Source organism: Massilia cellulosiltytica, assembly GCF_047325105.1.
Classification (GTDB): domain Bacteria; phylum Pseudomonadota; class Gammaproteobacteria; order Burkholderiales; family Burkholderiaceae_D; genus Telluria; species Telluria orientalis.
Window position 1 is genome coordinate 82870 of record NZ_CP168562.1, and the last position, 25579, is coordinate 108448.

At 66.3% G+C, this 25579-nt stretch carries 22 protein-coding genes; 12 read left to right on the plus strand and 10 right to left on the minus strand.

Going from position 1 to position 25579, the window contains the following annotated elements:
- The first annotated feature begins 52 nt into the window (after nucleotides 1-52).
- Complete coding sequence (locus ACEN9H_RS00370) at nucleotides 53-1282, plus strand: pyridoxal-phosphate-dependent aminotransferase family protein (RefSeq protein ID WP_413673396.1); 1230 nt, start codon at nucleotides 53-55, stop codon at nucleotides 1280-1282.
- Here the strand turns inward: ACEN9H_RS00370 and ACEN9H_RS00375 are convergent, their stop codons facing one another.
- The 3 genes from ACEN9H_RS00375 to ACEN9H_RS00385 form a co-directional block, all read right to left on the minus strand.
- Nucleotides 1283-3442: a S46 family peptidase gene (locus ACEN9H_RS00375; RefSeq protein WP_413673397.1), complete on the minus strand. Its 2160-nt coding sequence runs from the start codon at nucleotides 3440-3442 to the stop codon at nucleotides 1283-1285.
- 10 nt (nucleotides 3443-3452) lie between these two features.
- Nucleotides 3453-4730 carry a cardiolipin synthase gene (gene cls / locus ACEN9H_RS00380; RefSeq protein WP_413673398.1) on the minus strand — a complete coding sequence of 426 codons (1278 nt, stop codon included), beginning with the start codon at nucleotides 4728-4730 and terminating at the stop codon, nucleotides 3453-3455.
- Nucleotides 4731-4801: 71 nt separating this feature from the next.
- Nucleotides 4802-5071 (minus strand): GlsB/YeaQ/YmgE family stress response membrane protein, encoded by a 270-nt coding sequence (locus ACEN9H_RS00385; protein ID WP_056123834.1) that lies wholly within the window; start codon nucleotides 5069-5071, stop codon nucleotides 4802-4804.
- A gap of 273 nt (nucleotides 5072-5344) precedes the next feature.
- On the opposite strand from ACEN9H_RS00385, the gene ACEN9H_RS00390 reads away from it, so the two are divergent.
- On the plus strand, nucleotides 5345-6850 hold the full coding sequence (locus ACEN9H_RS00390) for a hypothetical protein (protein WP_413673399.1): 1506 nt from the start codon (nucleotides 5345-5347) through the stop codon (nucleotides 6848-6850).
- Between the two features lie 70 nt (nucleotides 6851-6920).
- Here ACEN9H_RS00390 and ACEN9H_RS00395 read toward each other — a convergent pair whose 3' ends face one another.
- Genes ACEN9H_RS00395 through ACEN9H_RS00405 form a run of 3 tightly spaced genes read right to left on the minus strand, consistent with a single transcriptional unit; the run spans nucleotide 6921 to nucleotide 8623 of the window.
- Nucleotides 6921-7490: a YceI family protein gene (locus ACEN9H_RS00395; protein WP_056123841.1), complete on the minus strand. Its 570-nt coding sequence runs from the start codon at nucleotides 7488-7490 to the stop codon at nucleotides 6921-6923.
- A 30-nt stretch (nucleotides 7491-7520) separates the two neighbouring features.
- Complete coding sequence (locus ACEN9H_RS00400; RefSeq protein WP_160410670.1) at nucleotides 7521-8075, minus strand: YceI family protein; 555 nt, start codon at nucleotides 8073-8075, stop codon at nucleotides 7521-7523.
- An 11-nt stretch (nucleotides 8076-8086) separates the two neighbouring features.
- Nucleotides 8087-8623, minus strand: a complete 537-nt coding sequence (locus tag ACEN9H_RS00405; protein ID WP_160410669.1) for a cytochrome b — start codon at nucleotides 8621-8623, stop codon at nucleotides 8087-8089.
- 238 nt (nucleotides 8624-8861) lie between these two features.
- Here ACEN9H_RS00405 and ACEN9H_RS00410 point away from each other — a divergent pair, with 238 nt between their 5' ends.
- Nucleotides 8862-10793 carry a TonB-dependent receptor plug domain-containing protein gene (locus tag ACEN9H_RS00410; RefSeq protein WP_413673400.1) on the plus strand — a complete coding sequence of 644 codons (1932 nt, stop codon included), beginning with the start codon at nucleotides 8862-8864 and terminating at the stop codon, nucleotides 10791-10793.
- A gap of 123 nt (nucleotides 10794-10916) precedes the next feature.
- On the opposite strand, the gene purB is transcribed toward ACEN9H_RS00410, so the two are convergent.
- Complete coding sequence (gene purB, locus ACEN9H_RS00415) at nucleotides 10917-12296, minus strand: adenylosuccinate lyase (RefSeq protein WP_156403889.1); 1380 nt, start codon at nucleotides 12294-12296, stop codon at nucleotides 10917-10919.
- Nucleotides 12297-12461: 165 nt separating this feature from the next.
- Between purB and ACEN9H_RS00420 the strand changes: the two genes are divergently transcribed.
- From ACEN9H_RS00420 to ACEN9H_RS00450, 7 genes are all read left to right on the plus strand, one after another.
- On the plus strand, nucleotides 12462-13076 hold the full coding sequence (locus ACEN9H_RS00420) for a glutathione S-transferase family protein (protein ID WP_413673401.1): 615 nt from the start codon (nucleotides 12462-12464) through the stop codon (nucleotides 13074-13076).
- A gap of 37 nt (nucleotides 13077-13113) precedes the next feature.
- The gene (locus ACEN9H_RS00425; protein WP_413673402.1) at nucleotides 13114-14100 is read left to right on the plus strand and encodes a LacI family DNA-binding transcriptional regulator; all 987 of its coding nucleotides are present in this window, start codon (nucleotides 13114-13116) and stop codon (nucleotides 14098-14100) included.
- Nucleotides 14101-14323: 223 nt separating this feature from the next.
- Complete coding sequence (locus tag ACEN9H_RS00430) at nucleotides 14324-16603, plus strand: TonB-dependent receptor (protein ID WP_413673403.1); 2280 nt, start codon at nucleotides 14324-14326, stop codon at nucleotides 16601-16603.
- A gap of 15 nt (nucleotides 16604-16618) precedes the next feature.
- Nucleotides 16619-18373, plus strand: coding sequence for an alpha-amylase family glycosyl hydrolase (locus ACEN9H_RS00435; RefSeq protein ID WP_413673404.1), 1755 nt, complete (start codon nucleotides 16619-16621; stop codon nucleotides 18371-18373).
- Nucleotides 18370-19314 carry a PfkB family carbohydrate kinase gene (locus tag ACEN9H_RS00440; protein WP_413673405.1) on the plus strand — a complete coding sequence of 315 codons (945 nt, stop codon included), beginning with the start codon at nucleotides 18370-18372 and terminating at the stop codon, nucleotides 19312-19314. The genes ACEN9H_RS00435 and ACEN9H_RS00440 overlap by 4 nt, the downstream gene beginning before the upstream one ends.
- Nucleotides 19311-20687 carry an MFS transporter gene (locus ACEN9H_RS00445; RefSeq protein WP_056123869.1) on the plus strand — a complete coding sequence of 459 codons (1377 nt, stop codon included), beginning with the start codon at nucleotides 19311-19313 and terminating at the stop codon, nucleotides 20685-20687. The genes ACEN9H_RS00440 and ACEN9H_RS00445 overlap by 4 nt, the downstream gene beginning before the upstream one ends.
- Entirely contained in the window at nucleotides 20638-21582 is a 945-nt protein-coding gene (locus ACEN9H_RS00450; RefSeq protein WP_413673406.1) for a PfkB family carbohydrate kinase, read from the plus strand. Before ACEN9H_RS00445 ends, ACEN9H_RS00450 begins: the two co-directional genes overlap by 50 nt.
- Here ACEN9H_RS00450 and bfr read toward each other — a convergent pair whose 3' ends face one another.
- The 3 genes from bfr to ACEN9H_RS00465 all read right to left on the minus strand — a co-directional run bounded on the left by bfr (nucleotide 21583) and on the right by ACEN9H_RS00465 (nucleotide 23162).
- A complete protein-coding gene (gene bfr / locus ACEN9H_RS00455; protein WP_056123876.1) occupies nucleotides 21583-22053 on the minus strand; it encodes a bacterioferritin in 471 nt (156 codons plus the stop codon).
- Nucleotides 22054-22134: 81 nt separating this feature from the next.
- Nucleotides 22135-22815, minus strand: coding sequence for a PepSY-associated TM helix domain-containing protein (locus ACEN9H_RS00460; protein ID WP_413673407.1), 681 nt, complete (start codon nucleotides 22813-22815; stop codon nucleotides 22135-22137).
- A 128-nt stretch (nucleotides 22816-22943) separates the two neighbouring features.
- Complete coding sequence (locus tag ACEN9H_RS00465; RefSeq protein WP_036234554.1) at nucleotides 22944-23162, minus strand: bacterioferritin-associated ferredoxin; 219 nt, start codon at nucleotides 23160-23162, stop codon at nucleotides 22944-22946.
- A 243-nt stretch (nucleotides 23163-23405) separates the two neighbouring features.
- Here ACEN9H_RS00465 and ACEN9H_RS00470 point away from each other — a divergent pair, with 243 nt between their 5' ends.
- Together ACEN9H_RS00470 and feoB are read left to right on the plus strand one after the other, a co-directional pair.
- On the plus strand, nucleotides 23406-23675 hold the full coding sequence (locus tag ACEN9H_RS00470; RefSeq protein WP_052170598.1) for a FeoA family protein: 270 nt from the start codon (nucleotides 23406-23408) through the stop codon (nucleotides 23673-23675).
- 10 nt (nucleotides 23676-23685) lie between these two features.
- The gene (gene feoB, locus ACEN9H_RS00475) at nucleotides 23686-25578 is read left to right on the plus strand and encodes a ferrous iron transporter B (RefSeq protein ID WP_413673408.1); all 1893 of its coding nucleotides are present in this window, start codon (nucleotides 23686-23688) and stop codon (nucleotides 25576-25578) included.
- Nucleotide 25579: the final 1 nt, after the last annotated feature.

Here is a 25579-nt window from a genome sequence, read left to right on the forward strand (position 1 = left end):
GCGGATGGAATACTTGATACACTTGTTCGACTGTCAACCGATCGAGCCCACCATGAACCATTCCAACCTCCAGCCATCCCGCAACGACATCCTCCCGCCCCGCGTCGACCATCTCAGCGCCATCCTGCCGGACGATCCGCTATTGATGATGGGCGCCGGCCCGGTGCCGATCCCCAGCGCGGTGGCCCGCGCGAATTCGCTGGTCATCAACCACCTGGGCGAGACCATGGCGAAGATCATCACCCAGGTCAAGGACATGGCGCGCTACGTCTTCCAGACCCGCTCCAACTGGGTGCTGGGCGTGGCCGGTCCCGGATCGGCGGCGATGGAAATGGCGATCTGCAATCTGGTCTGGCCCGGCACGCGCGTGCTCTCGATCTGCAATGGTTTCTTCAGCGGCCGCATGGCGGAAATGAGCCGCCGCGCGGGGGCCGACGTCGTCACGATGAACGAGATCTTCCCGCACTCGATGTCGCTGGACCGGCTGGAAGCGCTGTTGGACGAACACCGGCCGCACTGCCTGACGCTCGTCCAGGGCGAAACGTCCAACACCACATTCAACAACGACGTGAAGAACATCGCGCGGCTGGCGAAGGCGCGGGGCTGCCTCGTCATCGTCGATGCCGTGTGCACGCTCAGCACGACGCCGTTCGAGATGGACGACTGGCAGGTCGATGCCGTGATCACGGGCGGGCAGAAAGGGCTGTCGTCGATTCCGGGCGTCTCGCTGCTCGCGTTCTCCGACGCCGCGTGGAGCCGGATCCGCGAACGGCCGACGCCGAATACGCACTGGTGCCTGGACGCCCTGCTGGCCGAGAATTTCTGGCACAAGGCGTCGTACCACTACACGGCGCCGGTGTCGGGCGTGCTGGCGCTGCACGAAGCCTTGCGCCTCGTGTGCGAAGAAACGCTGCCCGTCAGGTTCGCCCGCCACCTGCGCTGCTCGACCGCGCTGCAGGACAGCATCGAGGCGATGGGCCTGTCCCTGTTCGCGCCCGCGGAATCGCGGCTCAATTCGGTGGTCGGGATCAATCTGCCGGAGGGCATCACCAACCAGGCCGTCTGCTCCACGATCTCGAGCCGCTACCAGGTCGAGATCTCGGGCTCCTTCGGCCTGCCGATCGTCAGGATCGGGCAGATGGGCGAGCAGTGCCGCGCGCATCACCTGTTCCGCACGGTGCACGCGCTGGGCAGCACGATGCGCGACCTGGGCGCGACCGTGGATCTGCCGTCCGGCATGGCGGAACTCGAGAACTCGCTGCAGCGCTCCAAGGCCGACTAATTACAGCACGCCCATCTCCTTGAGAAGGTTGTCCGCATGGTCGACCTTCTCCATGTTCCACAGGATGTAGCGGACGTCGACCTGGATGTCGCGCGTGGCGCGCGGATCGAAATCCCAGTCGGAGATGATCGAATCGAGCGTGCCGTCGAACGCGAGGCCCACCAGTTCGCCGCGCGCGTTCAATGCCGCCGATCCCGAGTTGCCGCCCGTGATGTCCAGCGTGGCGAGGAAGTCGACGGGCACCGTCTTCAGCTTCGGATCGGCCCAGCGGCCGAAGTCCTTCGCGCGGATGGCGGCCAGCTGGCGCGCCGGCGCATTGAACTCGCCTTCGCCCGTGTGCTTGGCGACGACGCCCTTCACGGTCGTGAACGCGGTCCATGAGCCGGTGCCGTCGGCGCCGTAGTCGCGGCCCTTGACGTTGCCGTACGTGACCCGCAGGGTGCTGTTCGCATCCGGGTAGACGGCGCGGCCCTTGCTGTTCATGTACGCGATCTTCGCCTTCATGGTGCTGGCGTAGGTCTTCTGGATGCGCCCAGCCAGTTCGTCCTCGTCCGCCTCGCGTTTCATGTCGGCGTCGTACATCGCGACGGCGGCCTTGATGAAGCTGTCGCTGCTGGCCCTGAATTCCTGCGGGGTCTTCGTCAGCCACGCCGTGCGCACCTCCTTGTCCTGCAGGTGCGAGCCCGCGTAGATGCGGTCCAGCGCCGCTGTCAGCTCGGCCTCGCTCATGCCCGGCCCGATGCCCAGCGCGCCGTCGAATGCGGCGTCGTGCTGGTCGACCGGCTGCGCGTTGTACTGCTTCAGGAAGTTCAACACGAGGGCCTTGTCGACTTTTTCGTCATACGTGCGGTCCTGGCCGCCGATGACGGACGCCAGGCGCGGCAGGTCGCGTTCCTGGTAGCCGGACTTGCGTTCGATGTCCGGCTTCGTGCGCTCGTTGGCCAGGCGGTACAGGGTGCGCGCCGAGTTCAGGAAGCGCGGCACCGAATACCCGAGGAAGAACTCGCGCCGCGAGTCGGCGTCGCGCCGGGCGATCAGTTTTTCGACCGCCTCGATGTCCGCACCGAATTCGGCCTTGCGCTGCGGGTCCGCGGCGACCCAGGCCTTCAGCGCATTGTGCTCGGCCGTCTTGCGCGCGAGGATGTCGCTGCCTTCGTAGCTGGCGATCATGCCCTTGCGGTTCTTGTAGTAGTTGTTGACGCTCGCGATCTGGCCCGCGTACTTCAGGTGCGCGGCGGGGTCGTTCTTCGTCTCGCGTTCGATGACGGCCAGCGTCTCGGCCGACGCCTTCACGAAGGCCGGATAATTCCAGTCGAACGTGAACGCCACTTCCGACGGCAGGCGGTGCCGGTTCGTGCGGCCCGGGTAGCCGAGGGCCATGACGAAATCGCCTTCCTTCACGCCGTCCTGCGCGATCCTGAGCCACAGCTTCGGGCGGTACGGGACGTTGTCCTTCGCGTAGTCCGCGGCCTTGCCGTCGCGGCTGACGTAGGCGCGATAAAAGCCGTAGTCGCCCGTGTGGCGCGGCCACATCCAGTTGTCCGTGTCGCCGCCGAACTTGCCGATGCCGCCAGGCGGCGCGTGCACGAGGCGCACGTCGCGGATCTCGAGCTGCTTGATGCGGTAGAACTCGAGGCCGCCGTAGAAGCTCGCGACGGTGCAGCGGTAGCCGGCATCCTTCTCGCATTCGGCGACGAGTATTTTCTGGTTCTTCTCCATCGCATCCAGGCGCGCCTTGCCCGTCAGTGCCGCGACGTCGGGCGTGATCACGCGCGTGCTGACGTTCGCGACTTCCTCCGTGACGAACACGCGGCTGCCCGGCGCGGCGGGCAGTTCCTCCGCCATCGTCTTCGCGAGGAAGCCGTCGGCGAGCAGGTCGCGCTGCGGCGTGGAGTTCACGGCCACGCTGTTGTACACGCAGTGGTGGTTCGTGATCACGAGGCCTTGCGGCGACACGAACGACGCCGAGCAGCCGCCCAGGCTCACGACGGCGCCCATCGGGAACGCGGTCAGCCGGGTCAGGGTGCTTGGGTCGAGCTTGAGGCCGGCGGCCTTGAGTTGCTGCGCGATTTGCGGCAGCTGCTGCGGCATCCACATGCCCTCGTCGGCCTGTGCGGAAAACGAGGCGACAATCGCGAGCGCAATGAGGGTTTGTTTCATGGCTAGTCCTTTATAGCTGCGCCCCGATCAGGTCGGCCAGCTTGCCGCCGATTTTCTCCATGAATGGACGGTTTTGCCACGCCTGCAAGGTGATGGGGCGCGCGTGTTTCCAGTCGTCTTCGAAGACAGCTTCTTGTTGCTTGGCAAAGTCAGGATCGAGCACGTTCAGGTTGGCCTCGTCGTTGAGGATGAACGAGCGGTTGTCGAAATTGGTGGAGCCGACCGAGACGAGCAGCGAATCGACGACCAGTGCCTTCACGTGGTACATCGTCGGCTGGTACTCGGCCATCTTGATGCCGGCTTCCAGCAATTCGCCCCAGCGCTCGCGCGAGGCGGCGCGCACGATGTCGGAATCGATGATGGGACCCGGCGTGATGATGCGCACGTCCACGCCCCGTTTCGCCGCCGCAACGAGCGCCTTCACGGCCAGTTCGTCCGGCACGAAGTACGAGTTCGACAAGTGGATTGTGCGGCGCGCCGCCGTGATGGCCAGCAAATACATCAGGTGCATGCTCTCGCTGCCGCCCGTGGGCGAGCTGGAGAACATCTGCGCGGGCATGTCGCCCTGCGCGACGAGGGCCGGGAAGTAGGCGGGCCCGTCGAGGACGGCGCCGGTCGCCTTGGTCCAGTTGTCGTTGAACACGGCCTGCATCTGGCCGACGACCGGGCCTTCCACGCGGAAATGCGAATCGCGCCAATGCTCGGGATCCTGGGCGTGGCCGCGCCATTTGTCCGCGATGCCGACGCCGCCCGTGAAGCCGACCTTGCCGTCGACGATCAGGAGTTTGCGGTGCGTGCGGTTGTTCAGGCGCGCGAGCTTCCACCAGACGGGCTTGTGGTAGCGGTGCACTTCGACGCCGGCGCGGCGCATCTCGTCGAGCGACTTGTCGTCGATCTTCATGCTGCCGATCCAGTCGAGCAGCACGTGCACCTTGACGCCGGCGCGCGCCCGTTCCGACAGCGCGTCCGTGAATTCGCGGCCGATCGTGCCTTCCCAGTAGATATAGGTTTCGAAGCTGATGGACTTTTGCGCCGAGCGGATCGCGTCCAGCATGGCGGGAAAAATCTTGTCGCCGTTGAGCAGCACTTCGGCCTTGTTGCCCTCGATGATGGGCGGGCCCAGCAGCACGCCCAGCGAGCGCCGGAATTGCGGATCGTCCGTGTCGTACAGGCGCGTGAGCTGCGTGTCGATCTTTTTTTCGCCGGGTGCAAAGTTCAGCACGAGCAAGCCTGCCACGAGCGTGGCGATGCAGGTGATGAGGACGACCATGGGACGTTTGATACGCATGAGTTCGACTTTAAGACGTAAAAAAACCAACGCCAGCCGACGTTGGTTTTCAAAGCGGGGCTTGCACCTGCTTAGCGGACGCGGCCGCGACGCAGCAGATTCACGATTGCGAGCAGGATCACAGCGCCCAGGAACGAGACCAGCAGCGACGACACACTGAAGTCATCGGAGTTGATGGTGCCACTACCGAACAGCGGGGACAGCAGCCAGCCACCCAGGAAGGCTCCCACGATACCGACCACGACATTGAGAATCATGCCTTGCTCAGCATCCGTCTTCATGATCATGCTGGCGAGCCAGCCGAGCACACCACCAACAACGATCCAGATAATGAATAACATGTTGAGTCCTCCTCAAGTTGGAAAAAACATACTCCAGGCCAATTGAATGCCGAGGCCATGTGCAAAGTCTATTGATGCACACGGTACCGGGTCGGTGCGTTGCCGAACGTTAGACGCGCAAACTGCGGCGACGTTCTCTTGTTGTGCGGAATGTCCCCAACACGGTGCGTCACCGAACAGAAGCGCCTTGCTCGGCAGGCATATCGTTTAAGCCACTTTGCACCAAGTGAACACTACACCCCGGACCGCTTCGATTACTGAAAGGATTTCATCATGGCTATTTTCGACAACAGCACGAACGAGCAGAACAAGCAGAACCGCATGGTGACCGGGCTGTTCCCCGACCGCGCCAGCGCGGAGCGCGCCTACAGCGCCATCTCCACCCGCGGCTATACGAAGGACGACGTCAACCTGATGATGTCGGACACGACCCGCAAGACCCATTTCTCCGATACCGAAACTGAGCTGGGCAGCAAGGCCGCGGAAGGCGCCGCTGCCGGCGCAGGTATCGGCGGCACCATCGGCGCCGTGCTGGCCGGCGTGGCCGCCATCGGCACTTCGCTCGTGATCCCGGGTGCAGGCCTCGTCGTCGCCGGTCCGCTGGCAGCGGCACTGGCCGGCGCGGGCGCGGGCGGCATCACCGGCGGCCTGATCGGCGCGCTGATCGGCGCCGGCATCCCGGAAGAACGCGTCAAGCACTACGAGGAAGGCATCAACAACGGCGGCATCGTGATGGGCGTGACGCCGCGTTCGGACGAGGACGTTGCCTACCTGAACCAGACCTTCACCGATAACGGCGGCTCGCACGTGATCGGCACCGGCATCGGCGCCGCCGCGGGCGCCGCCACCGGCGCCGCACTGGGCGCGGCCGGCGGTCCGATCGGCATGGCGGCGGGTGCCGCGATCGGCGGCATCGCCGGCGGCATGGCCGGCAAGGGCGTGGGCGAAGTCGTCAACCCCAAATCGGGCGACGACCTGGGCGAACACTATCTGGCCAAGGGCACGGGCGCCGGCGCCGGCGCCGCAATGGGCGCGGCTGCGGGCTCCGTGGCAGGTCCGGTCGGTGCCCTGGCCGGTGCCGCGATCGGCGGCCTGGCCGGCGGCGCAGCGGGCCGCGGTGCGGGCGAAGTGGTGAATCCGCATTCGGAAGACCGTCTGCATGAGCACAACCTGGCCCAGGGCACGGGCGCGGGTGCGGGCGCACTGACCGGTGCCGCCGTGGGCAGCGCGGCCGGTCCGATCGGCACTGTCGCGGGCGCAGCCATCGGCGGTATCGCGGGCGGCATGGCCGGCAAGGGCGCGGGCGAAGTCGTGAACCCGAAACCGGGCGACGACCTGCATGAGCACAACCTGGCCGGCGGCGTCGGCGCGGGCGGCGGTGCTGCAGCCGGTGCGGCAATCGGCGCCGTGGGCGGCCCGGTCGGCATGGCGGCAGGCGCAGCCATCGGCGGCATCGCCGGCGGCATGGTCGGCAAGGGCGCCGGCCACCTCGTGAATCCGACGGTAGAGGATGCGTACTGGCGCTCGAACTACCAAACGCAGCCGTACTACACCACGGGCTACACGTACGACGATTATTCGCCGGCGTATGCGCTGGGCTACAACAATGCCCGCCGCTTCCCGTCCTACGACCTGGCCGAGCCGCACATGGCCGACGAGTGGGATCGCGTGAAGGGCCATTCGCGCCTGTCGTGGGAGCAGGCCAAGTCGGCCAGCCGCGCCGCGTGGGATCGCGTGGAACGCGCCATCCCGGGTGACTCGGACCGCGACGGCCGTTAATCGATCGCGTCAATGAAAAAGCCCCGCGGCCAGCTCGGCCGCGGGGCTTTTTCGTTTGGGTACGGCCAGATTACTGCTTGACGGCTTCGACCTGGATCGCCAGCTTGACTTCCGGCTTGAAGCCCATCTTGACGCCGTAGTCCACGCCGAAATCGGCACGGTTGAACGTGGCCGACGCATCGGCGCCGCACACTTCGCGCTTCAGCATCGGGTGCTGGATGCACTTGAACGAATTGATGTGCAGGGTGACCGGCTTGGTCACGCCGTGCAGGGTCAGTTCGCCGTCGACGGTGGACGGTGCGTCGCCCTTGAACACGATCTTGCCCTTGTAGGTGGCGTTCGGGTACTTGGCCACGTCGAACATGTCCGGACCCTTGGCGTGCTCGTTCATCTTGGCGTGGCCGAAGTCCAGGCTGTTCGCGTCGATGGTGATGTCGACGGTGCCCGTCTTGGCCGCACGGTCGACGACGATGCTGCCTTCCGTCTTGTCGAACTTGCCGCGCCAGTTCGACAGGCCGCCGAAGTGGTCGGCCTCGAAGCTCGGGTAGGTGTGGTTCGAATCGATCTTGTAGGTGTCGGCGGCGAAGGCGGCGCTGGAAGCGAAGGCGACGGCCAGGAGGGCGAGGTGCTTGAATTTCATGTAAGACGATCCTTTAACGATTGATGATATTTATTGTCCCGCTGCGACGCGGAATTTGATGACGACTTCGTCGGCGACCATGCTCGTGTCCTTCCACTCGCCTTCGCCGATGTTGAAGGCCAGCCGCTTGATCGGCAGTTGCCCTTCGAAAACCTGTTTGCCGCCTTCCGGCTTGATGGTGACCGGGAAGGTCACGTCCTGGACCCGGCCCTTGATGGTCAGCTTGCCCGAGACGGCGAGCTTGCCCGCGCCGGCCGGCTTGATGGCGGACGAGACAAAGGTTGCCTTCGGAAACTTGGCCGAGTTGAACCAGTCCTTGCCGGCCACTTCCTTGTTGTACTCGGCCTCGCCGATGTCGAAGCTGGCCGTGTCGATGTCCACGCGCGCCGTCGCTTTTTCCGGGTGCGCCGCGTCGTAGTCGATCTGCGCGTTGAAGCTCTTGAATTTCGATTCGACCGGCACGTTCATCTGCTTGAACACGGCCGAGACGCTGCTGTGTGCGACATCCGTTTTCAGGGGGACGGCGCTGGCGATCAGCGTCACGCCGGCCAATACGGCAGCGAGGCCGCCACGGGTGAATTTCATGATTTTCTCCTTCAGTGGGAACGGCCGGGCAGCATGCGTCCGAGCGTGCCGTCGCGGTCGACGAATTGGTGCTTCAGGGCGGCGACCACGTGCAGGCCGACGAGGCCGGCCATGACCATGTTCAGCCAGTAGTGGATCGGCTTCAGCGTGTCGGCCAGCGCCGGGTTCTTGGCGATGAACACCGGCAGCTGGAACAGGCCGAACCAGACGACCGGGAAGCCTGCCGCCAGCGTGTAGAAATAGCCGGACAGCGGCACGGCGAAGATCAGCACGTACAGCAGATGATGAAGGCCGTGGGCGGCGCCGCGCTGCCACGCGGGCATCGAGTCGGGCAGCGCCGGCGGGCGGTTCTTCAGGCGCCACAGCAGGCGGATCGTGGCGAGCAGCAGCACGGTCACGCCGGCCCATTTATGCCACGAAAAATACTTCAGCTTGGTGGGCGAGATGCCGGGAATGTCCGTCATCACGAGACCCAGCGTGAACGCACCGATGATCAGCACGGCGATCAGCCAGTGAAGCACGATGGCGGTCGTGGTGTAGCGCTGCATGACGGGTCTCCGATGAATTAGTACGAATTAGAACTAAATATTACCAAACTACCCCGCACACTAGCATGAGTTGCGGGTAGCTGTGGATTTGCAATAGGGATACTTTAACGGTTCCAAATATTGCGCGGAAGCTATCCATACGGATAACTTTGTTCAGCCAGTGGGATAATCCGTAGCGCATATGCCATGTCTGCATGCGTGAAGGTAAAATGTCAAGAAAACGGATTTATAAAACATAATGACCCACACGCCCGGTCTGCCCCTGTTCGTGGCGGCGCTGATGCTGACCTTGCCGGCGCATGCCGAGGAAGCGGCGCGTCGGGCCGAGTTCGCCGACCTGTCGATCGAAGAACTGGCCAACATCGACGTCACGTCCGTCTCGCGCCGGCCCGAACGCCTGCAGGACGCGCCGGCCTCCGTGTACGTGATCACGGCGGATGACATCCGCCGTTCGGGCGCCCGCAACCTCGTCGAGGCGCTGAACCTCGCGCCCAATTTGCAGGTCGCGCGCGGCAGCAACGCGAATTATTTCATCTCCGCGCGCGGCATGAACGGCACGAGCAACAGCCCGGCCAACAAGCTGCTCGTGATGATCGACGGCCGCTCGGTCTATTCGCCGCTGTTCTCCGGCATGTTCTGGGACGAGCCGGACGTGATGCTGGAAGACGTCGAGCGCATCGAAGTGATCAGCGGCCCCGGCGGCACGTTATGGGGCGTGAATGCGGTCAACGGCGTCATCAACATCACGACCCGTCACGCGCGCGACACCCAGGGAGATTTGCTCGTGCTGCGCGCCGACGTCGACGGCGCCCAGGCCGCGTTCCGCCACGGCGGCGCGATGGACAGCGGCCACTGGCGCGCCTACGGCAAGGCGTTCGGACTGGGGCACAGCGAACTCGCCTCCGGCCGCGCGATCGACGACGACTGGACGCAGGGCCAGGTCGGCTGGCGCGGCGACTGGGAACGGGGCGCGGAGCGGTTCAGCGTCAACGCCAATGCCTGGCGCGGACGCGAGGGCCAGCCGGCGCCCGGCGTCATCGCGGCGCGGGGCGCCGGCACGGGCCTGGACGACATCCAGCTGCACGGCGCGAACGTCACGGGACGGTGGGAACATGTGCTCGACGGCGGCGGCAGCGTGACCGCGCAGGCGTATTACGATTACCGCTACCGCAAGGTGCCGCCCACGTTCACGGACGCCGTCGGCATCCTCGACCTGCAGCTGCAGCACGCGCTGCCCGCGCACGGCCGGCACAGCATCGTGTGGGGCGGCGAATACCGCACCAGCCGCGACCGCGTCGACAACAGCCGCTTCGTCGCCTTCCTGCCCGCGCGCGACACGCAGACCTGGGCCAGCCTGTTCGCCCAGGACGAGGTGGCCCTGCGCGACGACCTGAGGGCCACGGCCGGCGTGCGCTGGGAGCGCAATCCGTACACGGGCACGGAATTCCTGCCGAACGTGCGCCTGTCCTGGCGCGCCACGCCGATGCACGCGTTCTGGGCGGCCGTGTCGCGCACCGTGCGCGCGCCGTCGCGGCTGGACGTGGACGCGTACGTGCCCGGTGCGCCGCCCTACCTGCTGGCGGGTGGCCGGGGCGTGCGGACGGAGACCGCGCGCGTGCTCGAACTGGGCTACCGCGGCCAGGCGGGGCAGATCGCGTCGTATTCCGTGACGGCTTTCCGCAACCTGTACGACCATTTGCGCACGCAGGACGTCACGCCTGCCGGGCAGATCGTGTTCGGCAACCTGATGGAAGGCCGGGCGCGCGGCCTGGAGGCGTGGGGCAATGTGCAGATGACGCAGGCGTGGCGCCTGTCGGCCGGTGCGACGCTGCTGCACGAGGAATTCGCGTTGAAGCCGGGCAGCCGCGACCAGGGCAGCCTCATGACGACGGGCCGCGATCCGGCCTGCACGGCCCAGCTGCGTTCCAGCCACGCGATCGACGCGGCGCGCGAACTGGAACTGGCCGTGCGCCGCAACGGCGCGCTGGGATTGCCGAACGTGCCGGCTTACTGGGCCGTCGATGCCCGCTTCGACTGGCGTTTTGCGCCGGGAATGGCGTTGTCGGTGATCGGGACCAATTTGAACGGCGGCCACGCGGAATATGGCGTGGCGTCCGTGCGGACCGAGGTGCCAAGGACGGTGGGCGTGAAATTCACGTGGGAGAGATAAGCCCGTCGTTCCCGCGCAGGCGGGAACCCAATTTTGTACGAGCTGTCGAGACGCATACAGAACTTGGGCCCCCGCCTGCGCGGGGGCGACGTATCAGTTTTCGCGGCGCTATCCGCGTGATGCTTAGATAGCCTTCGCCAGCTGCGCCGCCAGACCAGTGTAATTCGCCGGCGTCATGGCCAGCAGCAGATCCTTGGCATCCTGCGGAATCGCCAGCTTGCCGATGAATTCCTGCAGCGCGTCGCGCGTGATGCCCTTGCCGCGCGTGAGTTCCTTCAGTTGCTCGTACGGGTTCTCGATGCCGTAGCGGCGCATCACGGTCTGCACCGGCTCGGCCAGCACTTCCCAGTTCGCGTCCAGGTCCTGCTCCAGGCGCGCCGGGTTCACTTCCAGCTTGTTCAGGCCGCGCAGGCAGCTGTCGTATGCGAGCAGCGCGTAGCCGAAGCCGACGCCGATATTGCGCAGCACGGTGGAGTCGGTCAGGTCGCGCTGCATGCGCGAGACCGGCAGCTTGTCGGCCATGTGGCGCAGCACGGCGTTGGCCAGGCCCAGGTTGCCTTCCGAGTTCTCGAAGTCGATCGGGTTCACTTTGTGCGGCATGGTCGACGAGCCGATCTCGCCGGCCTTCAGCTTCTGCTTGAAGTAGCCGAGCGACACGTACGTCCAGATGTCGCGGTTCAGGTCGAGCAGGATCGTGTTCGTGCGCGAGATCGCGTCGAACAGCTCGGCCATGTAGTCGTGCGGTTCGATCTGGATGGTGTACGGATTGAACGTCAGGCCCAGGCGCTGTTCGATGACGTTCTTCGAGAACGCCGGCCAGTCGAAGCCTGGATACGCGGACAGGTGCGCGTTGTAGTTGCCGACGGCGCCGTTCATCTTGCCGAGGATTTCCACGTCCGCGATGCGTTTCACGGCGCGCTGCAGGCGGGCGACGACGTTCGCGAATTCCTTGCCGAGCGTGGTCGGGCTCGCGGTCTGGCCGTGCGTGCGCGACAGCATCGGCAGGTCGGCGTTCGTGTGGGCGATCTCGGTCAGCCTGGCGATGACGGCCTGCAGCGACGGCAGCAGCACGCCGTCACGGGCAGCCTTCAGCATCATGCCGTGCGACGTGTTGTTGATGTCTTCCGACGTGCATGCGAAGTGGATGAATTCGGAAGCGGCGACCAGTTCCGGCACGTCCTTCACTTGTTCCTTCAGCCAGTACTCGACGGCTTTCACGTCGTGGTTCGTGACGGCCTCGATGTCCTTGATGCGGGCGGCGTCCGCGTCCGAGAAGTCGGCGGCCAGTTTGTCCAGCAGGGCGGATGCGTCGGCGGAGAACGGTTTCAGTTCGGCGAAGCCGGCCTGCGACAGCGCCTGCAGCCAGGCGATCTCCACTTTCACGCGGTGGTGCATGAAGCCGGCTTCCGACAGGATCGGACGCAGCTTGTCGGTCTTGGCGGCGTAGCGGCCGTCCAGCGGGGACAGGGCCGACAGGGTCGAGGAGGATGCGGTAGAGGTCATGGGAGGAGGGAGGCGGTGAGTGCAAAAATGAGATTCTACCATCGGCAGGCTGGGGTTGGCCGCTTTGTCAAGTCTCATTTGGCCACCGTTGCGGGCGTTTCGCCGGCGTTTGGCGGGCGATAGGCCGATGTTATACTGTCTGCCAATCCACATGACTGAGCATTTATGAAACTCATCGGTTCCTTCACCAGTGCCTACGTGCGCAAGGCGCGTGTCGTCCTGGCAGAGAAAAAGCTCGACTATCAGTTCGAGCTGGAAAACGTCTGGGCGCCGGAAACGAAGATCGTTGCGTCGAACCCGCTGGGCAAGGTGCCGTGCCTCGTGATGGAAGACGGCAGCACGATGTACGACTCGCGCGTGATCGCGGAATACCTCGACACGCTGACGCCCGTGTGCAAGCTGCTGCCCGCGAACAGCCGCGACCGCGCCAACGTCAAGGTGTGGGAAGCGCTCGCGGACGGCGTGCTGGACGCGGCCGTGCTGGCCTACCTGGAGCGCACGTGGCGCCCGGGCGAGCAGCAGAGCCAGGCCTGGTTCGACCGCCAGATGGGCAAGGTGCACGGCGGTCTTGCCGTGATGTCCGAGAACCTCGGCGAGCAGCCGTTCTGCATGGGGATCCATTACACGCTGGCCGACGTCGCCGTCGGCTGCACGCTCGGCTGGCTGTCGTTCCGCTTCCCGGACATCGACTGGCGCAGCGCGTATCCGAACCTGGCGCGCCTGTTCGACAAGCTGTCGGAACGGCCGTCGTTCAAGGACACCGTCCCGCGCATCCACTGACCGTCGCCCAATGACGACGTCATCCCGGCGGTTGCAAATGGCCGACATCGCACGCCTCGCGGGCGTGTCGACGTCGACCGTCTCGCGTGCGCTCAGCCACAGCCCCCTCGTCAACCAGGAAACGCGCGACCGCATCCTCGATCTCGCGCGCTCGCTGAACTACACGATCAACATCGGCGCGCAAAACCTGCGGCTGCAGCAGAACCGCACGGTGGCCGTCGTGATTCCGATCGAGCAGGCCACGCGCCAGCAGCTGTCCGACCCGTTTTTCCTGTCGATGCTCGGCAGCCTCGCGGACGCGCTCAGCGACCAGGGCTTCGACATCCTCGTCTCGCGCGTCGATGCCGACCAGGTCGACGCCGCCGCCGCGCCGTTCGACGGCGGCCGCGCCATCGGCGTGATCCTGATCGGCCAGGGCCGCCACCACGCTGAACTCAACAAGATGGCCGCGCGCGGCGTGCCGTTCGTCGTCTGGGGCGCGCAGCTGCCGCAGCAGTTGTACACGACGGTCGGCGGCGACAACGTCACGGGCGGCCGCCTCGCGACGGAACGCCTGCTGGCGCAGGGCCGGCGCCGCATCGCCTTCTTCGGCGACACGAGCCTGCCCGAAGTCGAGCAGCGCTACCGCGGGTACGTCGAAGCGCTGGCCGCGCACGGCCTGTCTCCCGATCCGCAACTGCACGTGGCATCGTCGTTCCTGCCCGAGAGCGGCGGCCAGGCCGTCGCGGAGCTGGCCCGGCGCGGCGTCGCGTACGATGCCCTGTTCGCCAGCAGCGACCTGCTGGCGATGAAATCCATCCACGCCATGCGCGCGCAGGGGAAAGACATCCCGGCCGACGTGGCCGTCGTCGGCTACGACGACATCGAATTATCGAGCTACTTCCACCCGTCGCTCACCACCGTCGCCCAGCCGCGCGACGTGGCCGCGCGCGCGCTCGTCGATGCGCTGCTCGTCCTCGTCGACGGCCGCGGCGCACCCTCCGTCCAGCTTCCCACCGAACTGATCGTCCGCGCCAGCGCCTGACCCGGCGGCGCCCGGCATGCTGCAGCACGCTTGCTGCGAGCTGACTTGCAAACGTTTGCAAAATACCTCTCTAACTACCCTTTACGGACGATAATCCCGCATGGCAGGCTGAATGCAGCGTTTTTGCAACGTTATTGCAATCGTTTGCAATTTTCCGAAAATAGGGAAATAATGGCCGCGTGCCTGACAAGGTGCCAACAAATCGAATACAAACGGAGGAGACATGGAAGTTCGCATGAAGCACACGGCGCGTGCCGTGGCGCTGGCTTTGCTGCACCTGGGTGCCGCGTCCGCACAGGAAGCCGCCGCGCCGGCGTCGTCGACCGATGGTCTGAAGATGGAACGCATCGTCGTCACCGGCACGCCGATCGGTTCGAGCAAGATGAAGTCGAGCGTCTCGGTCAGCACGCTGGAAGCGGACGCCATCCAGAACCTCGCGCCGACCAGCGCCGCCGAAGTGCTGCGTTCGATCCCGGGCGTGCGCTCGGAGTCGTCGGGCGGCGAAGGCAATGCCAACATCACCGTGCGCGGCGTGCCCATCTCCGCGGGCGGCGCGCGCTACGTGCAGATGCAGGAAGACGGCTTGCCGGTGCTGCAGTTCGGCGACTTCAACTTCATCACCCCCGACAGCTACATCAAGATCGACGGCACCCTCGACCACGTCGAAGCCGTGCGCGGCGGCTCGGCTTCGACGCTCGCCACCAACTCGCCCGGCGGCATCATCAACTTCATCTCCAAGGACGGTGCGCAGCAGGGCGGCAGCATCGGTCTCACGCGCGGTCTCGATTACGACAGCACGCGCGTCGACTTCGACTACGGCGCGCCGATCTCGGAGCGCGACCGCTTCTTCGTCGGCGGCTTCTACCGCCGCGGCGAAGGCATCCGCAACGCGGCCGGCAAGGACGAGCGGGGCGGCCAGCTGCGCGCGAACTTCACGCACGACTTCGACGGCGGCTACGTGCGCGTCTCGCTCAAGCACCTCGACGACCAGAGCCCGACGGCGCTGCCCGTGCCGGTCCTCGTGGGCAACGGCCACATCTCCGAAATCGCCGGCATCGACCCGCGCTACGCGTCGTTCTATTCGCCGTACTGGGTGCAGGACGTCTCGCTCACCAAGGGCAATGGCCACGTTGCGAGCGACGTCAACGACGGCCTGTCCGTGAAGAGCAATGCGATCGGCCTGGAAGGCTCGTTCGACCTGGGCAACGGCTGGACCGTGACGGACAAGTTCCGCAAGGCGTCCAACAGCGGCCGCTTCGTGGGCGTGTTCCCGGCCGACAGCGGCACGGTGGGCAGCTACACCTTCGCCACGGGACCGAACGCCGGCCAGGCCTACAACGGCCGCGCGTTCAACGCCGTCGTCTTCAACACGTCGATCGACGACGCGGGCAACACGCTGAACGATGCGCGCCTGACCAAGACGTTCAAGATCGACGGCGCGAAGCTGAACGTGACGGCCGGCTGGTACTCGTCGCTGCAGAAGCTGGGCCTGACGTGGAACTTCAACCAGTACCTGATGCAGGCGACCGGCGACAATCCGGCGCTGCTGAAGACGGCAAGCAGCACGCCGGGCTACGTCGGCCCGGCATTCGGCGCCTGCTGCTCGCGCGCGGTGGACGTCGAATACCGCACCAACTCGCCGTACGCGAACATCGGCTGGGAGCAGGGCACCGTCAACGTGGACGCCAGCGTGCGCCGCGACCGCCAGCACGCCGGCGGCAGCGCCAACATCGCCACCAATGCGGCGGCGTACCTGCCGGGCACCGTGCAGCGCGTCGACTACGACATCGGCCACACGTCGTATTCGGTGGGCGGCAACTGGAGGATCACGCCGTCGCTGGCACTGTTCGCCCGCACGAGCGAAGGCGTGGCGTTCAACGCCGACCGCATCCTGTTCGGCACCCCGCTGGACGGCAGCGCGCCGATCAGCATCAACACGGTGAAACAGCTGGAAGGCGGCGTGAAATGGCGCAGCGGCGGCCTGTCCACGTTCCTGACGCTGTTCCATGCGAAGACCCGCGAGAGCAACTACGAAGCGACGACGCAGCTGTCGACCGCGAACAGCTACGACGCGAAAGGCGCCGAACTGGAAGCGGCCTATCGCGTGGGCGACTTCCGTGTCACGGGCGGCCTCACCTTGACCAATGCGAAGATCACCGCGACGGCAACGGGCGGCGAAGCCACGATCGGCCACACGCCGCGCCGCCAGGCGCACGCCGTCTACCAGCTCACGCCGAGCTACGACCTGGGTGCGGCCAACTTCGGCCTGGCCGTCGTCGGCACAGGTAAAAGCTGGGGCGACGATGCCAATACGCTCGTCCTGCCCGGCTACACCGTCGTGCATGCGTTCCTGAATTACCAGCTGACGCCGAAGGTTCAGCTGTCCCTGAACGCCAACAACCTGTTCAACCGCATCGGCTATACCGAGATCGAAGGCGACGGCCACGCCGCCCGTTCGATCACGGGGCGCGCCGTGAAGGCCAGCGTCAAGTACGCGTTTTAAGGATCCATGAGCACGATGTCCCATTCCCTGCGCCGCCTGCTCGACGGGCTGCCGCCGGCGCGCCACGCCGATGCGCAGCGCCGTTTCGCGCGCCACGAGGCCGTGCTGGCCGACCGCCTGCACCGCCTGTATGGCCATCTGCTCGGCCACGCCGCCTGGTTCGACAACCTGATGGCCGGGATCGGGGGCCTGATGGCCGCGCGCCCGGCCGCGCTGCAGGCGCTCGACGCCGCCCGCGAGGACGAGCCGCGCTGGTTCTGCGCACCGACGATGCTGGGCTACAGCGCGTACGTCGACCAGTTCGGGCGCGACCTGCGCGGCGTGAAAAAGCGTATTCCGCACCTGCGCGACCTGGGCGTCACGTACCTGCACCTGTTGCCGTTCCTGCGTCCGCGTGCGGGCGAGAGCGACGGCGGGTTTGCCGTGGCCAGCTTCGACGAGGTCGACCCGCGCTTCGGCACGATGGCCGACCTGGAAGACCTGACGGCGGCGCTGCGCGAAGCGGGCATCAGCCTGTGCTCGGACCTGATCCTGAACCATGTGGCCGACGACCATCCGTGGGCGCAGGGCGCCATGACCGGCGACACCGCCATGCGCGCCTTTTTCCACGTGCTGGACGAGGACAAGGCGTACGCCTATGAGCGCACGCTGGGCCAGGTGTTCCCGCAGGCGGCGCCCGGCAACTTCACGCACGTCGATGCGATGGGCGGCTGGGTGTGGACCACGTTCTATCCGTTCCAGTGGGACCTGAACTACGCCAACCCGGCCGTGTTCGAAGCCGTGGCGGCGGCGCTGCTGCGCCTCGCGAACCGCGGCATCGACGTGTTCCGCCTCGACTCCACCGCGTTCCTGTGGAAGCGCCTCGGCACCGACTGCATGAACCAGCCGGAAGCGCATCTGCTGCTGCAGGCGCTGCGCGCCATCGTCGACATCGCCGCGCCGGGTGTGCTGCTGAAGGCCGAGGCGATCGTGCCGACGCGCGAACTGCCCGCGTACTTCGGCGATACCAAGGCGCCCGAATGCCACCTCGCGTACCACAGCACGCTGATGACGGCCGGCTGGGCCGCGCTGGCCGAGGAAGACGCGGGCCTCGTGCGTGCGGTCGCCGCCGCCACGCCGCCGCTGCCATCCGGCGCGAGCTGGCTGACCTATGTGCGCTGCCACGACGACATCGGCTGGAAGCACCTGCTGGCCGAAGCGGGCAGTCTCGATCGGCTGGCCGCCGTCGCGCGCACTTACAACGAAGGGCCAGGCATCGGCTTCCAGGGTGGCCTCGCGACCAACGGCACGGCCGCGGCGCTGAGTGGCGCGGACGGATCCGAGGAAGGCTTGCGGCGCCTGCTGCTCGTGCACGGCCTCGCGCTGTGCTTCGGCGGGCTGCCCGTGCTGTACATGGGCGACGAGCTGGCGATGGCCAACGACGACAGCTACCTCGCCGACCCGGCGAAGGCGCACGACAGCCGCTGGATCCAGCGCGCGCCGTTCGACGAAGCGCGTTACGCGGAGCGTGGCGATATCACGACGCCGGCCGGCCGCGCGTACGCGGGCCTGCGCCGGCTGATCCGGCAGCGCCGCGAGACGCCGGACCTCGCGGCCGGGACGCCGTGCACGGTGCTGCCCGCTGGCGATCCGGCCCTGCTGGCGCTGGCGCGCGGCGAGCGCTTCCTGGGCCTCTTCAATTTTTCCGGCCGCACGCTCACCGTCGACCTGGCCGCGTACGGCCGCGCCGGCACGGTGACGCTGGCGCCGTGGGATCAGGTGTGGCTATGATGACGCAACGTGTAAATGGAACCGTCGCCGTGTTCGGCGAAGCGCTGGTGGACGACTTCGGCGACCGCCAGGTGATCGGCGGCGCGCCGTTCAACGTGGCGCGCCATTTGGCCGCGCTGGGGCAGGACGCCCTGATGCTCACCCGCGTGGGCCTGGACGAGAACGGCGCCCGCATGCGCGCGGAGTTCGAGCGTTTCGGCCTGCCGATGGCCGGGCTGCAGGTCGATGCGGCCTTGCCGACGGGCCGGGTGAGTGTGGAACGCCACAGCGACGGCGGCCACCGCTTCACGATCCTGCCGCACCAGGCTTATGATGCCATCGAGGCGGAGCCCGCGGTGACGGCCATGACGGCCGCCGCGCCCGCGACGCTGTATTTCGGCACGCTGGCCCAGCGCGAGCCGGCATCGCGCGATACGCTGGCGCGGCTGCTGGCGGCGACCGATGCCTGCCGCTACCTGGACCTGAACGTGCGCGAAGGGCAGGTGACGGAGCGCTGCGTGTTCGCATCGCTGCACGCGGCCGACATCGTCAAGGTCAACGAAGAGGAGTTGCAGGATTTGTTCGGCTGGTACACCCACATGCGGCTCCCGACGGACGACATGGCATGCGCCGACGTGCGCCACGCGTGCGCGACCTTGCTGCGCGTGTTCAACCTGACGGGCCTGATCGTGACGCTGGGGCCGCGCGGTGCCGTGTATTTCGGTGCCGACGGTGCGTATCACGCCACGCCGGCACCGTCCGCGCCCGTGCAGCTGGCCGACACGGTCGGTGCCGGCGACGCCTTCTCCGCCGTGTTCCTGCTGGGCCGCGCGCGCGGCTGGGCGTTCGATGCCACGCTTGCCCGTGCCAACGAATTCGCCGGCGCCGTGTGCGGCATCGTCGGCGCCGTCCCGGACGATCATGCGTTCTACCGTCCATTCATCGACCGCTGGGAGCCATGATGGCCAAGCCGCGCATGACGTTCTGGCAGATCGTCAACATGAACATCGGATTCTTCGGCATCCAGTTCAGCTTCGGGCTGCAGCAGAGCAGCATGAGCCCCATCTACAAATACCTCGGCGCCGACGAGGCGAGCCTGCCGTATCTGTGGCTCGCGGGGCCCGTGACGGGCCTGCTCGTGCAGCCGCTGATCGGCGCGATGAGCGACCGCACCGTCAGCCGCTGGGGGAGACGTACGCCATACTTCCTGATCGGCGCGATCCTGTGCAGCCTCGGCCTGCTGGCGATGCCGTACAGCCCGACGTTGTGGATGGCCGCGAGCCTGCTGTGGATCCTCGACTCCGCGAACAACGTGACGATGGAACCGTACCGCGCCTTCGTCAGCGACAAGCTGCCCGCGAGCCAGCACTCGCTCGGCTTCCTCACGCAAAGCGCGTTCACGGGCCTGGGCCAGACGCTGGCCTACCTGACGCCGTCGCTGCTCGTGTGGATCGGCATGGACAAGGACGCCGTCAACGGCAGCCATATCCCGCAGGTCGTCGTCGCGGCATTCCTGATCGGCGCCGTGTGCTCGCTCGTGTCCGTGCTGTGGTCCGTGAAGACGACGCCGGAAGACCCGCTGCCGCCGCACGCGCTGGCGGCGCTGCGCGCGACGCCCGGCGGCTGGCGCCACACGCTGGCGGAGATCGCCGCCGCCGTGCGCGACATGCCGGTGACCATGAAGCAGTTGGCCCTCGTGAAGCTCTTCCAGTGGTACGCGATGTTCTGCTACTGGCAATTCATCACGCTGTCGCTGGCGCGTACCCTGTTCGGCACGAGCGACGCGGCCTCGCCGGGCTTTCGCGACGCGGGTCTCCTCAACGGCCAGATCGGCGCGTTCTACAACTTCATCGCATTCCTCGCCGCGTTCGCGCTGGTGCCGTTCGCGCGGCGTCACGGGCCGCACGTCGTGCACGCCGTGTGCCTGCTGCTGGCCGGCGCCGGCATGCTCGCGATCCCGCACATCCACACGCCGGTGCTGCTGCTCGTGCCGATGGTCGGCATCGGCCTCGCGTGGGCCAGCATCATGGGCAATCCGTACGTGATCCTCGCGTCCAGCCTGCCGCCGGAACGCACGGGGGTCTACATGGGGATCTTCAACATGTTCATCGTGATCCCGATGATCATCCAGATCTTCACCTTGCCGCTGTACTACCATAGCTGGCTGGGCGGGAACCCGGAAAACGTGATCCGCCTGGCCGGCGCGCTGCTCGTTTGCGCCGCTTTCGCGATGCGGCTGGTGCGCTACAATGCCCCGGGTACGATCGAACGGACGGAGATGGCGTATGGTGAAGTGGAACGGGATGGCGGTGGTGTTCGGCGAGGTGCTCGTTGAGGAAGGCGCGGGCGCCCCGGTCGTGGGCGGCGCCCCGTTCAACGTGGCGCGCCACCTGGCCGCCTTCATGGCACCGCCCCTCTTGATCACCCGCATCGGCGACGACCGCAACGGCGCCGCCGTCCGCGCCGAGTTCGAGCGCTTTGTGATCCCGGAAACGGGCTTGCAGATCGACACGATGGAAGAAACGGGCCGCGCCGTCGTCGAGCGCCAGGGCGCCAGTCATCGTCTCACTTTGCTGCCGCGCCAGGCCTACGATTTCATCGACCCGTCGCTGGCCGCCGCGAGCGTTTCCGGCGGCGCGTACGACACCGTGTATTTCGGCACGCTGGCCCAACGCGAAGAACGCTCGCGCCTCGCGCTGGCGGCCGTGCTGGACGCGACGCCGGCGGCCAAGCGCTTCCTCGACCTCAACCTGCGCACGGGCCACGCGACCGAACCGATCGTCACGAAGGCGCTGACGGCGGCCGACATCGTCAAGGTCAACGAGGAGGAATTGCAGGCGCTGTTCCAGTGGTATTTCCAGATCGGCCCGGACGACGCGGCGCTGTCGACGGAAGAAGTGCACGCGGCCTGCCGCGCGCTGATGGACCGCTTTTCGCTGGAAGCACTGATCGTGACCCTGGGCCACCGCGGTTCCGTGTACTTCGGCGCGGACGGCAGCTACGTCGCCACCCGCGACAACCCGGCGCCGCCGTTCGTGATCGACACGACGGGCGCGGGCGACGCCTTCGCCGCCATCTTCATGCTGGGCCGCGCGCGCGGCTGGCCGCTGGAGCTCATCCTGGCACGCGCCAACGAATTCGCCGGCGCGATCTGTGCGGTCAGCGGGGCGGTGCCTGCCGACATGGGCTTCTATGACAAGTGGGTCGCACGCTGGCGCGACGCCTCTTGATCATTCGCCCATCTGCGACTGAAGATAGTTCTGGATGCCGACCTTGACGATGAGGTCGAGCTGCGTCTCCAGCCACTCGATGTGTTCCTCGGTGTCTTCGAGAATCTCCAGCAGCAGGTCGCGCGACACGTAGTCGTGCGCGATCTCGGCGGCGGCGATGCCTTCCTTGACCGTGACCTGGGCCGCCCGTTCCAGCTTCAGGTCGCATTCCAGCATCTCCTGTACCGATTCGCCGATCAGCAGCTTGTGCAGCGCCTGCAGGTTAGGCAAGCCGTCCAGCATCAGGATGCGGTCGATCAGGCGGTCGGCATGCTTCATCTCGCCGATCGATTCGTCGTATTCTTTCTTGCCCAGCTTGTCGAAGCCCCAGTGCCTGTACATGCGTGCATGCAGGAAATACTGGTTGACTGCGGTGAGCTCGTTGGTCAGCTGAGCGTTGAGCAGCCGGATGATGTTGGGATCGCCCTTCATGGATTGCCTTTTCGTGCGGTTGTCGTCATAGCATCATAGCAAACCATGAGGCAGGCGGGCAGGGCATACGATGGAGGCGGGTCATATCGCCGCCAGTGCCAGGCCGCCCGCCGCCAGCAACGACACGGTCCCGATCACGATGCCCACCGTGCGCCGCCGGTTGGTGAGCGACCACAGCACGACGCCGGACAGCGACAGCAGGATGATGGAACCGGCCAGCGTGTCCACGAGCAGGATCCATGCGGCACTCATGCCCACGCCCTTGTGCAGGTTGACGAGGGTGCCGAACACATTGTTCTCGGCGCGCTTGACGGTGACATAGCTGTTGCCGACCCAATACTCGGCCTGGACATTGCCCGACGGTGAAGTAAAACTGGCGCTCCAGCGCGCGGGCTGGATCAGGGACTTGTCGCCCCACGCGACGGGGCGCGCCGCCTCGGCTGTTACGCGTCCGGGCTCCGGCTCCAGCCGCAACGAGCGCTTGAGCCAGGTCGCCAGCGCCTGCGGACTGCCGGGTGACGGACTGGGCAAGGGAACCTGGACCGTGGACGCCTGCGCCTGGACGGCGGGAATTTTCATCACGGCACGGTGGTTGAGGAGGATGCCAGTGCTGCCGAACAACAGGCCGAGCACGGCGCCCCAGAGACCTATCCAGCCATGCGTCTTGCGCAGCCATTTGACCATGACGGCGCGGCGCGACGGCTGCGGGGGCGGCTGGACCGTAAAGGGCGCTTGGGGTGGGCGGAACGGGATTACGGGCATGGGAGTGAAATCCGGATGCGTCGGAAGTCACATATTACCAAGACCGGGTCGTGCATGGTCGGGTGCACGTACCGATTTTGCATGGCAATATCGTGCGCCGCGGCGGCCTGCGCGGGAAGGTGCGTGGATCAGGCGACGATCCCGTCGGCCGGCGCACGGCGCAGTTCGGTGACGACGGTCTTGCTTTCCAGGTGCTCGTGCATCACTTCGCGCGCATAGCTGACGCATTTGCCGCAGCAGGTGCCGACGCCCAGTTCCTTGTACAGGTCGGCCATCGACGTGAGGCCGAGGTCGACCGCCTGGCGGATTTCGCGGTCGGAGATGTTATTGCAGACACAGACGATCATGGACGGTTCCGAAGGTGGATGCATCACAGGCCGTTGCTACTTGGTCTATAATGCGAATCATTCTCATTACCCTTCGTATTCTGCTCAAGTTGGATCGCGAATGCAAGCGTTTTTGTTGCGTTGTTGCGTTAAATGAAGGCTGAGAGATCGGAAGTAGACAAACCGCAAATAGAAATAATTCGCATTTAGGTTTATGATGTACCCAACCGTAAAAGCATCGCCCCTTATTCCGGAAGCGACACCATGACTCTTGCTCCTACCCTGACCACGCTCGACAGCCTCAAGGCCGGCCAGAGCGGCACCGTGATCCATCTCGCGCCGAACGCGGTCGGCAGCCGCGACGGCGGCATCGACGTGTCGCGCCGCCTGATGGAACTGGGCTTCGTGCCGGGCGAGCGCATCCGCATGCTCAAGCGCGGCCTGCCCGGCGGTCCGCTGGCGGTCAAGGTCGGCCAGTCGACATTCGCCCTGCGCCGCTTCGAGGCGGCGCTGGTCTCGATCCAGCCGGAGTAATGGAACCAATATGGGAGCAGTAGATCAGCAGGTCCAGGCGGCCGCAAAAACGCCGCTCATCGCCCTGCTGGGTAATCCGAACTGTGGCAAGACCGCCCTGTTCAACCGCCTGACCGGCGCGCGCCAGAAGGTCGCGAACTACGCCGGCGTCACCATCGAACGCAAGGAAGGCAGCTTCGCGCTGCCGGGCGGTCGCGCATTGCGCGTGCTCGACCTGCCGGGCGCCTACAGCCTGAACGCCCACACGCCCGACGAAGCGATCACGCGCGACGTCGTCGCCGGCCTGCGCGCCGGCGAGCAGACGCCGGACGCCGTCGTCTGCGTCGTCAACGCGACGAATTTGCGCCTGAACCTGCGCCTCGTCCTCGAGATCAAGCGCCTGGGCCTGCCGATGGTGCTGGCGCTGAACATGGTCGACGTGGCGAAGAAGCGCGGCATCGAAATCGACACGGCGCGCCTGTCGAAAGAGCTGGGCATGCCCGTCATCGAGACCGTGGCCATCCAGGCGGGCGGCGAGAAGGGCCTGCTGGCGGCGCTGGAAGCCATGCCGTTCGACCTGCAGATCAAGCCGAACCCGCTGTCCGCCATCGACGCCGTCCCGGTCGAGGAAACGCAGCGCGAGGTGCGCCGCATCATCGACGCGACGGTCGGCTTCGACAACGACAAGGGCAACCTGAGCGAGCAGATCGACCACGTCGTGCTGCACCCGGTGATCGGCCCCGTCATCCTGGCGGCCACGATGTTCCTGATTTTCCAGGCCGTGTTCAGCTGGGCCGCCGTGCCGATGGACCTCATCAAGAACGGCGTCGACGCCATCGGCCAGTGGGTCGGCGGCGCCATGGCCGATGGCCCGCTGCGCAGCCTGATCGTCGAGGGTATCCTGGGCGGCGTCGGCAGCGTGCTCGTGTTCCTGCCGCAGATTTTGATCCTGTTCTTCTTCATCCTCGTGCTGGAGGATTGCGGCTACCTGCCGCGCGCCGCGTTCCTGCTCGACCGCATGATGGGCGGCGTCGGCCTCTCGGGCCGCGCGTTCATCCCGCTGCTGTCGTCGTTCGCCTGCGCGATTCCCGGCGTGATGGCCGCGCGCACGATCCAGAATCCGCGCGACCGCCTCGTCACGATCATGATCGCGCCGTTGATGACGTGTTCCGCGCGCCTGCCCGTGTACGCGCTCGTGATCGCCGCGTTCATCCCGAACCGCGAACTGGCCGCCGGCATCAACCTGCAGGGCATGGTGTTGTTCCTGCTGTACGCGGCCGGCATCGTCAGCGCGATGGCCGTCGCCTGGGTGTTCAAGCGCACGATGGGCGCCAAGGGCCACCAGCCGCTGATGCTGGAACTGCCCGCCTACCACTGGCCGCACCTGAACAACCTGGCGCTGGGCTTGTGGGAACGCGCGCGCATCTTCATCACCCGCGTGGGCACCGTGATCCTCACCCTGATGGTGCTCGTCTGGTTCCTGTCCAGCTTCCCGGGCGCACCGGAAGGCGCGACGCATCCGCCGATCTACTACAGCATCGCGGGCATGCTGGGCCGCGCATTGGCCGTCGTGTTCGAACCGATCGGCTTCGGCTGGCAGATCTGCATCGCGCTCGTGCCGGGCATGGCCGCGCGCGAAGTGGCCGTCGGCGCGCTGGGCACGGTGTACGCGCTGTCGGGCGGCGGCGACGACGTGGCCAGCTCGCTGACCCCGATCATCGCCGCATCGTGGGGTCTGCCGACGGCGTTGTCGCTGCTCGCGTGGTATGTGTTCGCGCCGCAGTGCCTGTCGACCCTGTCCGTCGTGCGCCGCGAGACGGGCAGCGTGCGCTACGCGCTGCTGATGGCCGGCTACATGTTCGCGCTTGCGTACACGGCCTCGTTCCTGACCTTCCACATCGCACGGTCCGTGCTGGGGAGCTGAT

What these genes read in the sequence shown, in the direction of transcription:
- ACEN9H_RS00370 (WP_413673396.1), top strand. Translation starts at nt 53, where the DNA reads ATGAACCATTCCAACCTCCAGCCATCCCGCAACGACATCCTCCCGCCC.
- ACEN9H_RS00375 (WP_413673397.1), bottom strand. Translation starts at nt 3,442, where the DNA reads ATGAAACAAACCCTCATTGCGCTCGCGATTGTCGCCTCGTTTTCCGCA.
- cls (WP_413673398.1), bottom strand. Translation starts at nt 4,730, where the DNA reads ATGCGTATCAAACGTCCCATGGTCGTCCTCATCACCTGCATCGCCACG.
- ACEN9H_RS00385 (WP_056123834.1), bottom strand. Translation starts at nt 5,071, where the DNA reads ATGTTATTCATTATCTGGATCGTTGTTGGTGGTGTGCTCGGCTGGCTC.
- ACEN9H_RS00390 (WP_413673399.1), top strand. Translation starts at nt 5,345, where the DNA reads ATGGCTATTTTCGACAACAGCACGAACGAGCAGAACAAGCAGAACCGC.
- ACEN9H_RS00395 (WP_056123841.1), bottom strand. Translation starts at nt 7,490, where the DNA reads ATGAAATTCAAGCACCTCGCCCTCCTGGCCGTCGCCTTCGCTTCCAGC.
- ACEN9H_RS00400 (WP_160410670.1), bottom strand. Translation starts at nt 8,075, where the DNA reads ATGAAATTCACCCGTGGCGGCCTCGCTGCCGTATTGGCCGGCGTGACG.
- ACEN9H_RS00405 (WP_160410669.1), bottom strand. Translation starts at nt 8,623, where the DNA reads ATGCAGCGCTACACCACGACCGCCATCGTGCTTCACTGGCTGATCGCC.
- ACEN9H_RS00410 (WP_413673400.1), top strand. Translation starts at nt 8,862, where the DNA reads ATGACCCACACGCCCGGTCTGCCCCTGTTCGTGGCGGCGCTGATGCTG.
- purB (WP_156403889.1), bottom strand. Translation starts at nt 12,296, where the DNA reads ATGACCTCTACCGCATCCTCCTCGACCCTGTCGGCCCTGTCCCCGCTG.
- ACEN9H_RS00420 (WP_413673401.1), top strand. Translation starts at nt 12,462, where the DNA reads ATGAAACTCATCGGTTCCTTCACCAGTGCCTACGTGCGCAAGGCGCGT.
- ACEN9H_RS00425 (WP_413673402.1), top strand. Translation starts at nt 13,114, where the DNA reads ATGGCCGACATCGCACGCCTCGCGGGCGTGTCGACGTCGACCGTCTCG.
- ACEN9H_RS00430 (WP_413673403.1), top strand. Translation starts at nt 14,324, where the DNA reads ATGGAAGTTCGCATGAAGCACACGGCGCGTGCCGTGGCGCTGGCTTTG.
- ACEN9H_RS00435 (WP_413673404.1), top strand. Translation starts at nt 16,619, where the DNA reads ATGTCCCATTCCCTGCGCCGCCTGCTCGACGGGCTGCCGCCGGCGCGC.
- ACEN9H_RS00440 (WP_413673405.1), top strand. Translation starts at nt 18,370, where the DNA reads ATGATGACGCAACGTGTAAATGGAACCGTCGCCGTGTTCGGCGAAGCG.
- ACEN9H_RS00445 (WP_056123869.1), top strand. Translation starts at nt 19,311, where the DNA reads ATGATGGCCAAGCCGCGCATGACGTTCTGGCAGATCGTCAACATGAAC.
- ACEN9H_RS00450 (WP_413673406.1), top strand. Translation starts at nt 20,638, where the DNA reads ATGGTGAAGTGGAACGGGATGGCGGTGGTGTTCGGCGAGGTGCTCGTT.
- bfr (WP_056123876.1), bottom strand. Translation starts at nt 22,053, where the DNA reads ATGAAGGGCGATCCCAACATCATCCGGCTGCTCAACGCTCAGCTGACC.
- ACEN9H_RS00460 (WP_413673407.1), bottom strand. Translation starts at nt 22,815, where the DNA reads ATGCCCGTAATCCCGTTCCGCCCACCCCAAGCGCCCTTTACGGTCCAG.
- ACEN9H_RS00465 (WP_036234554.1), bottom strand. Translation starts at nt 23,162, where the DNA reads ATGATCGTCTGTGTCTGCAATAACATCTCCGACCGCGAAATCCGCCAG.
- ACEN9H_RS00470 (WP_052170598.1), top strand. Translation starts at nt 23,406, where the DNA reads ATGACTCTTGCTCCTACCCTGACCACGCTCGACAGCCTCAAGGCCGGC.
- feoB (WP_413673408.1), top strand. Translation starts at nt 23,686, where the DNA reads ATGGGAGCAGTAGATCAGCAGGTCCAGGCGGCCGCAAAAACGCCGCTC.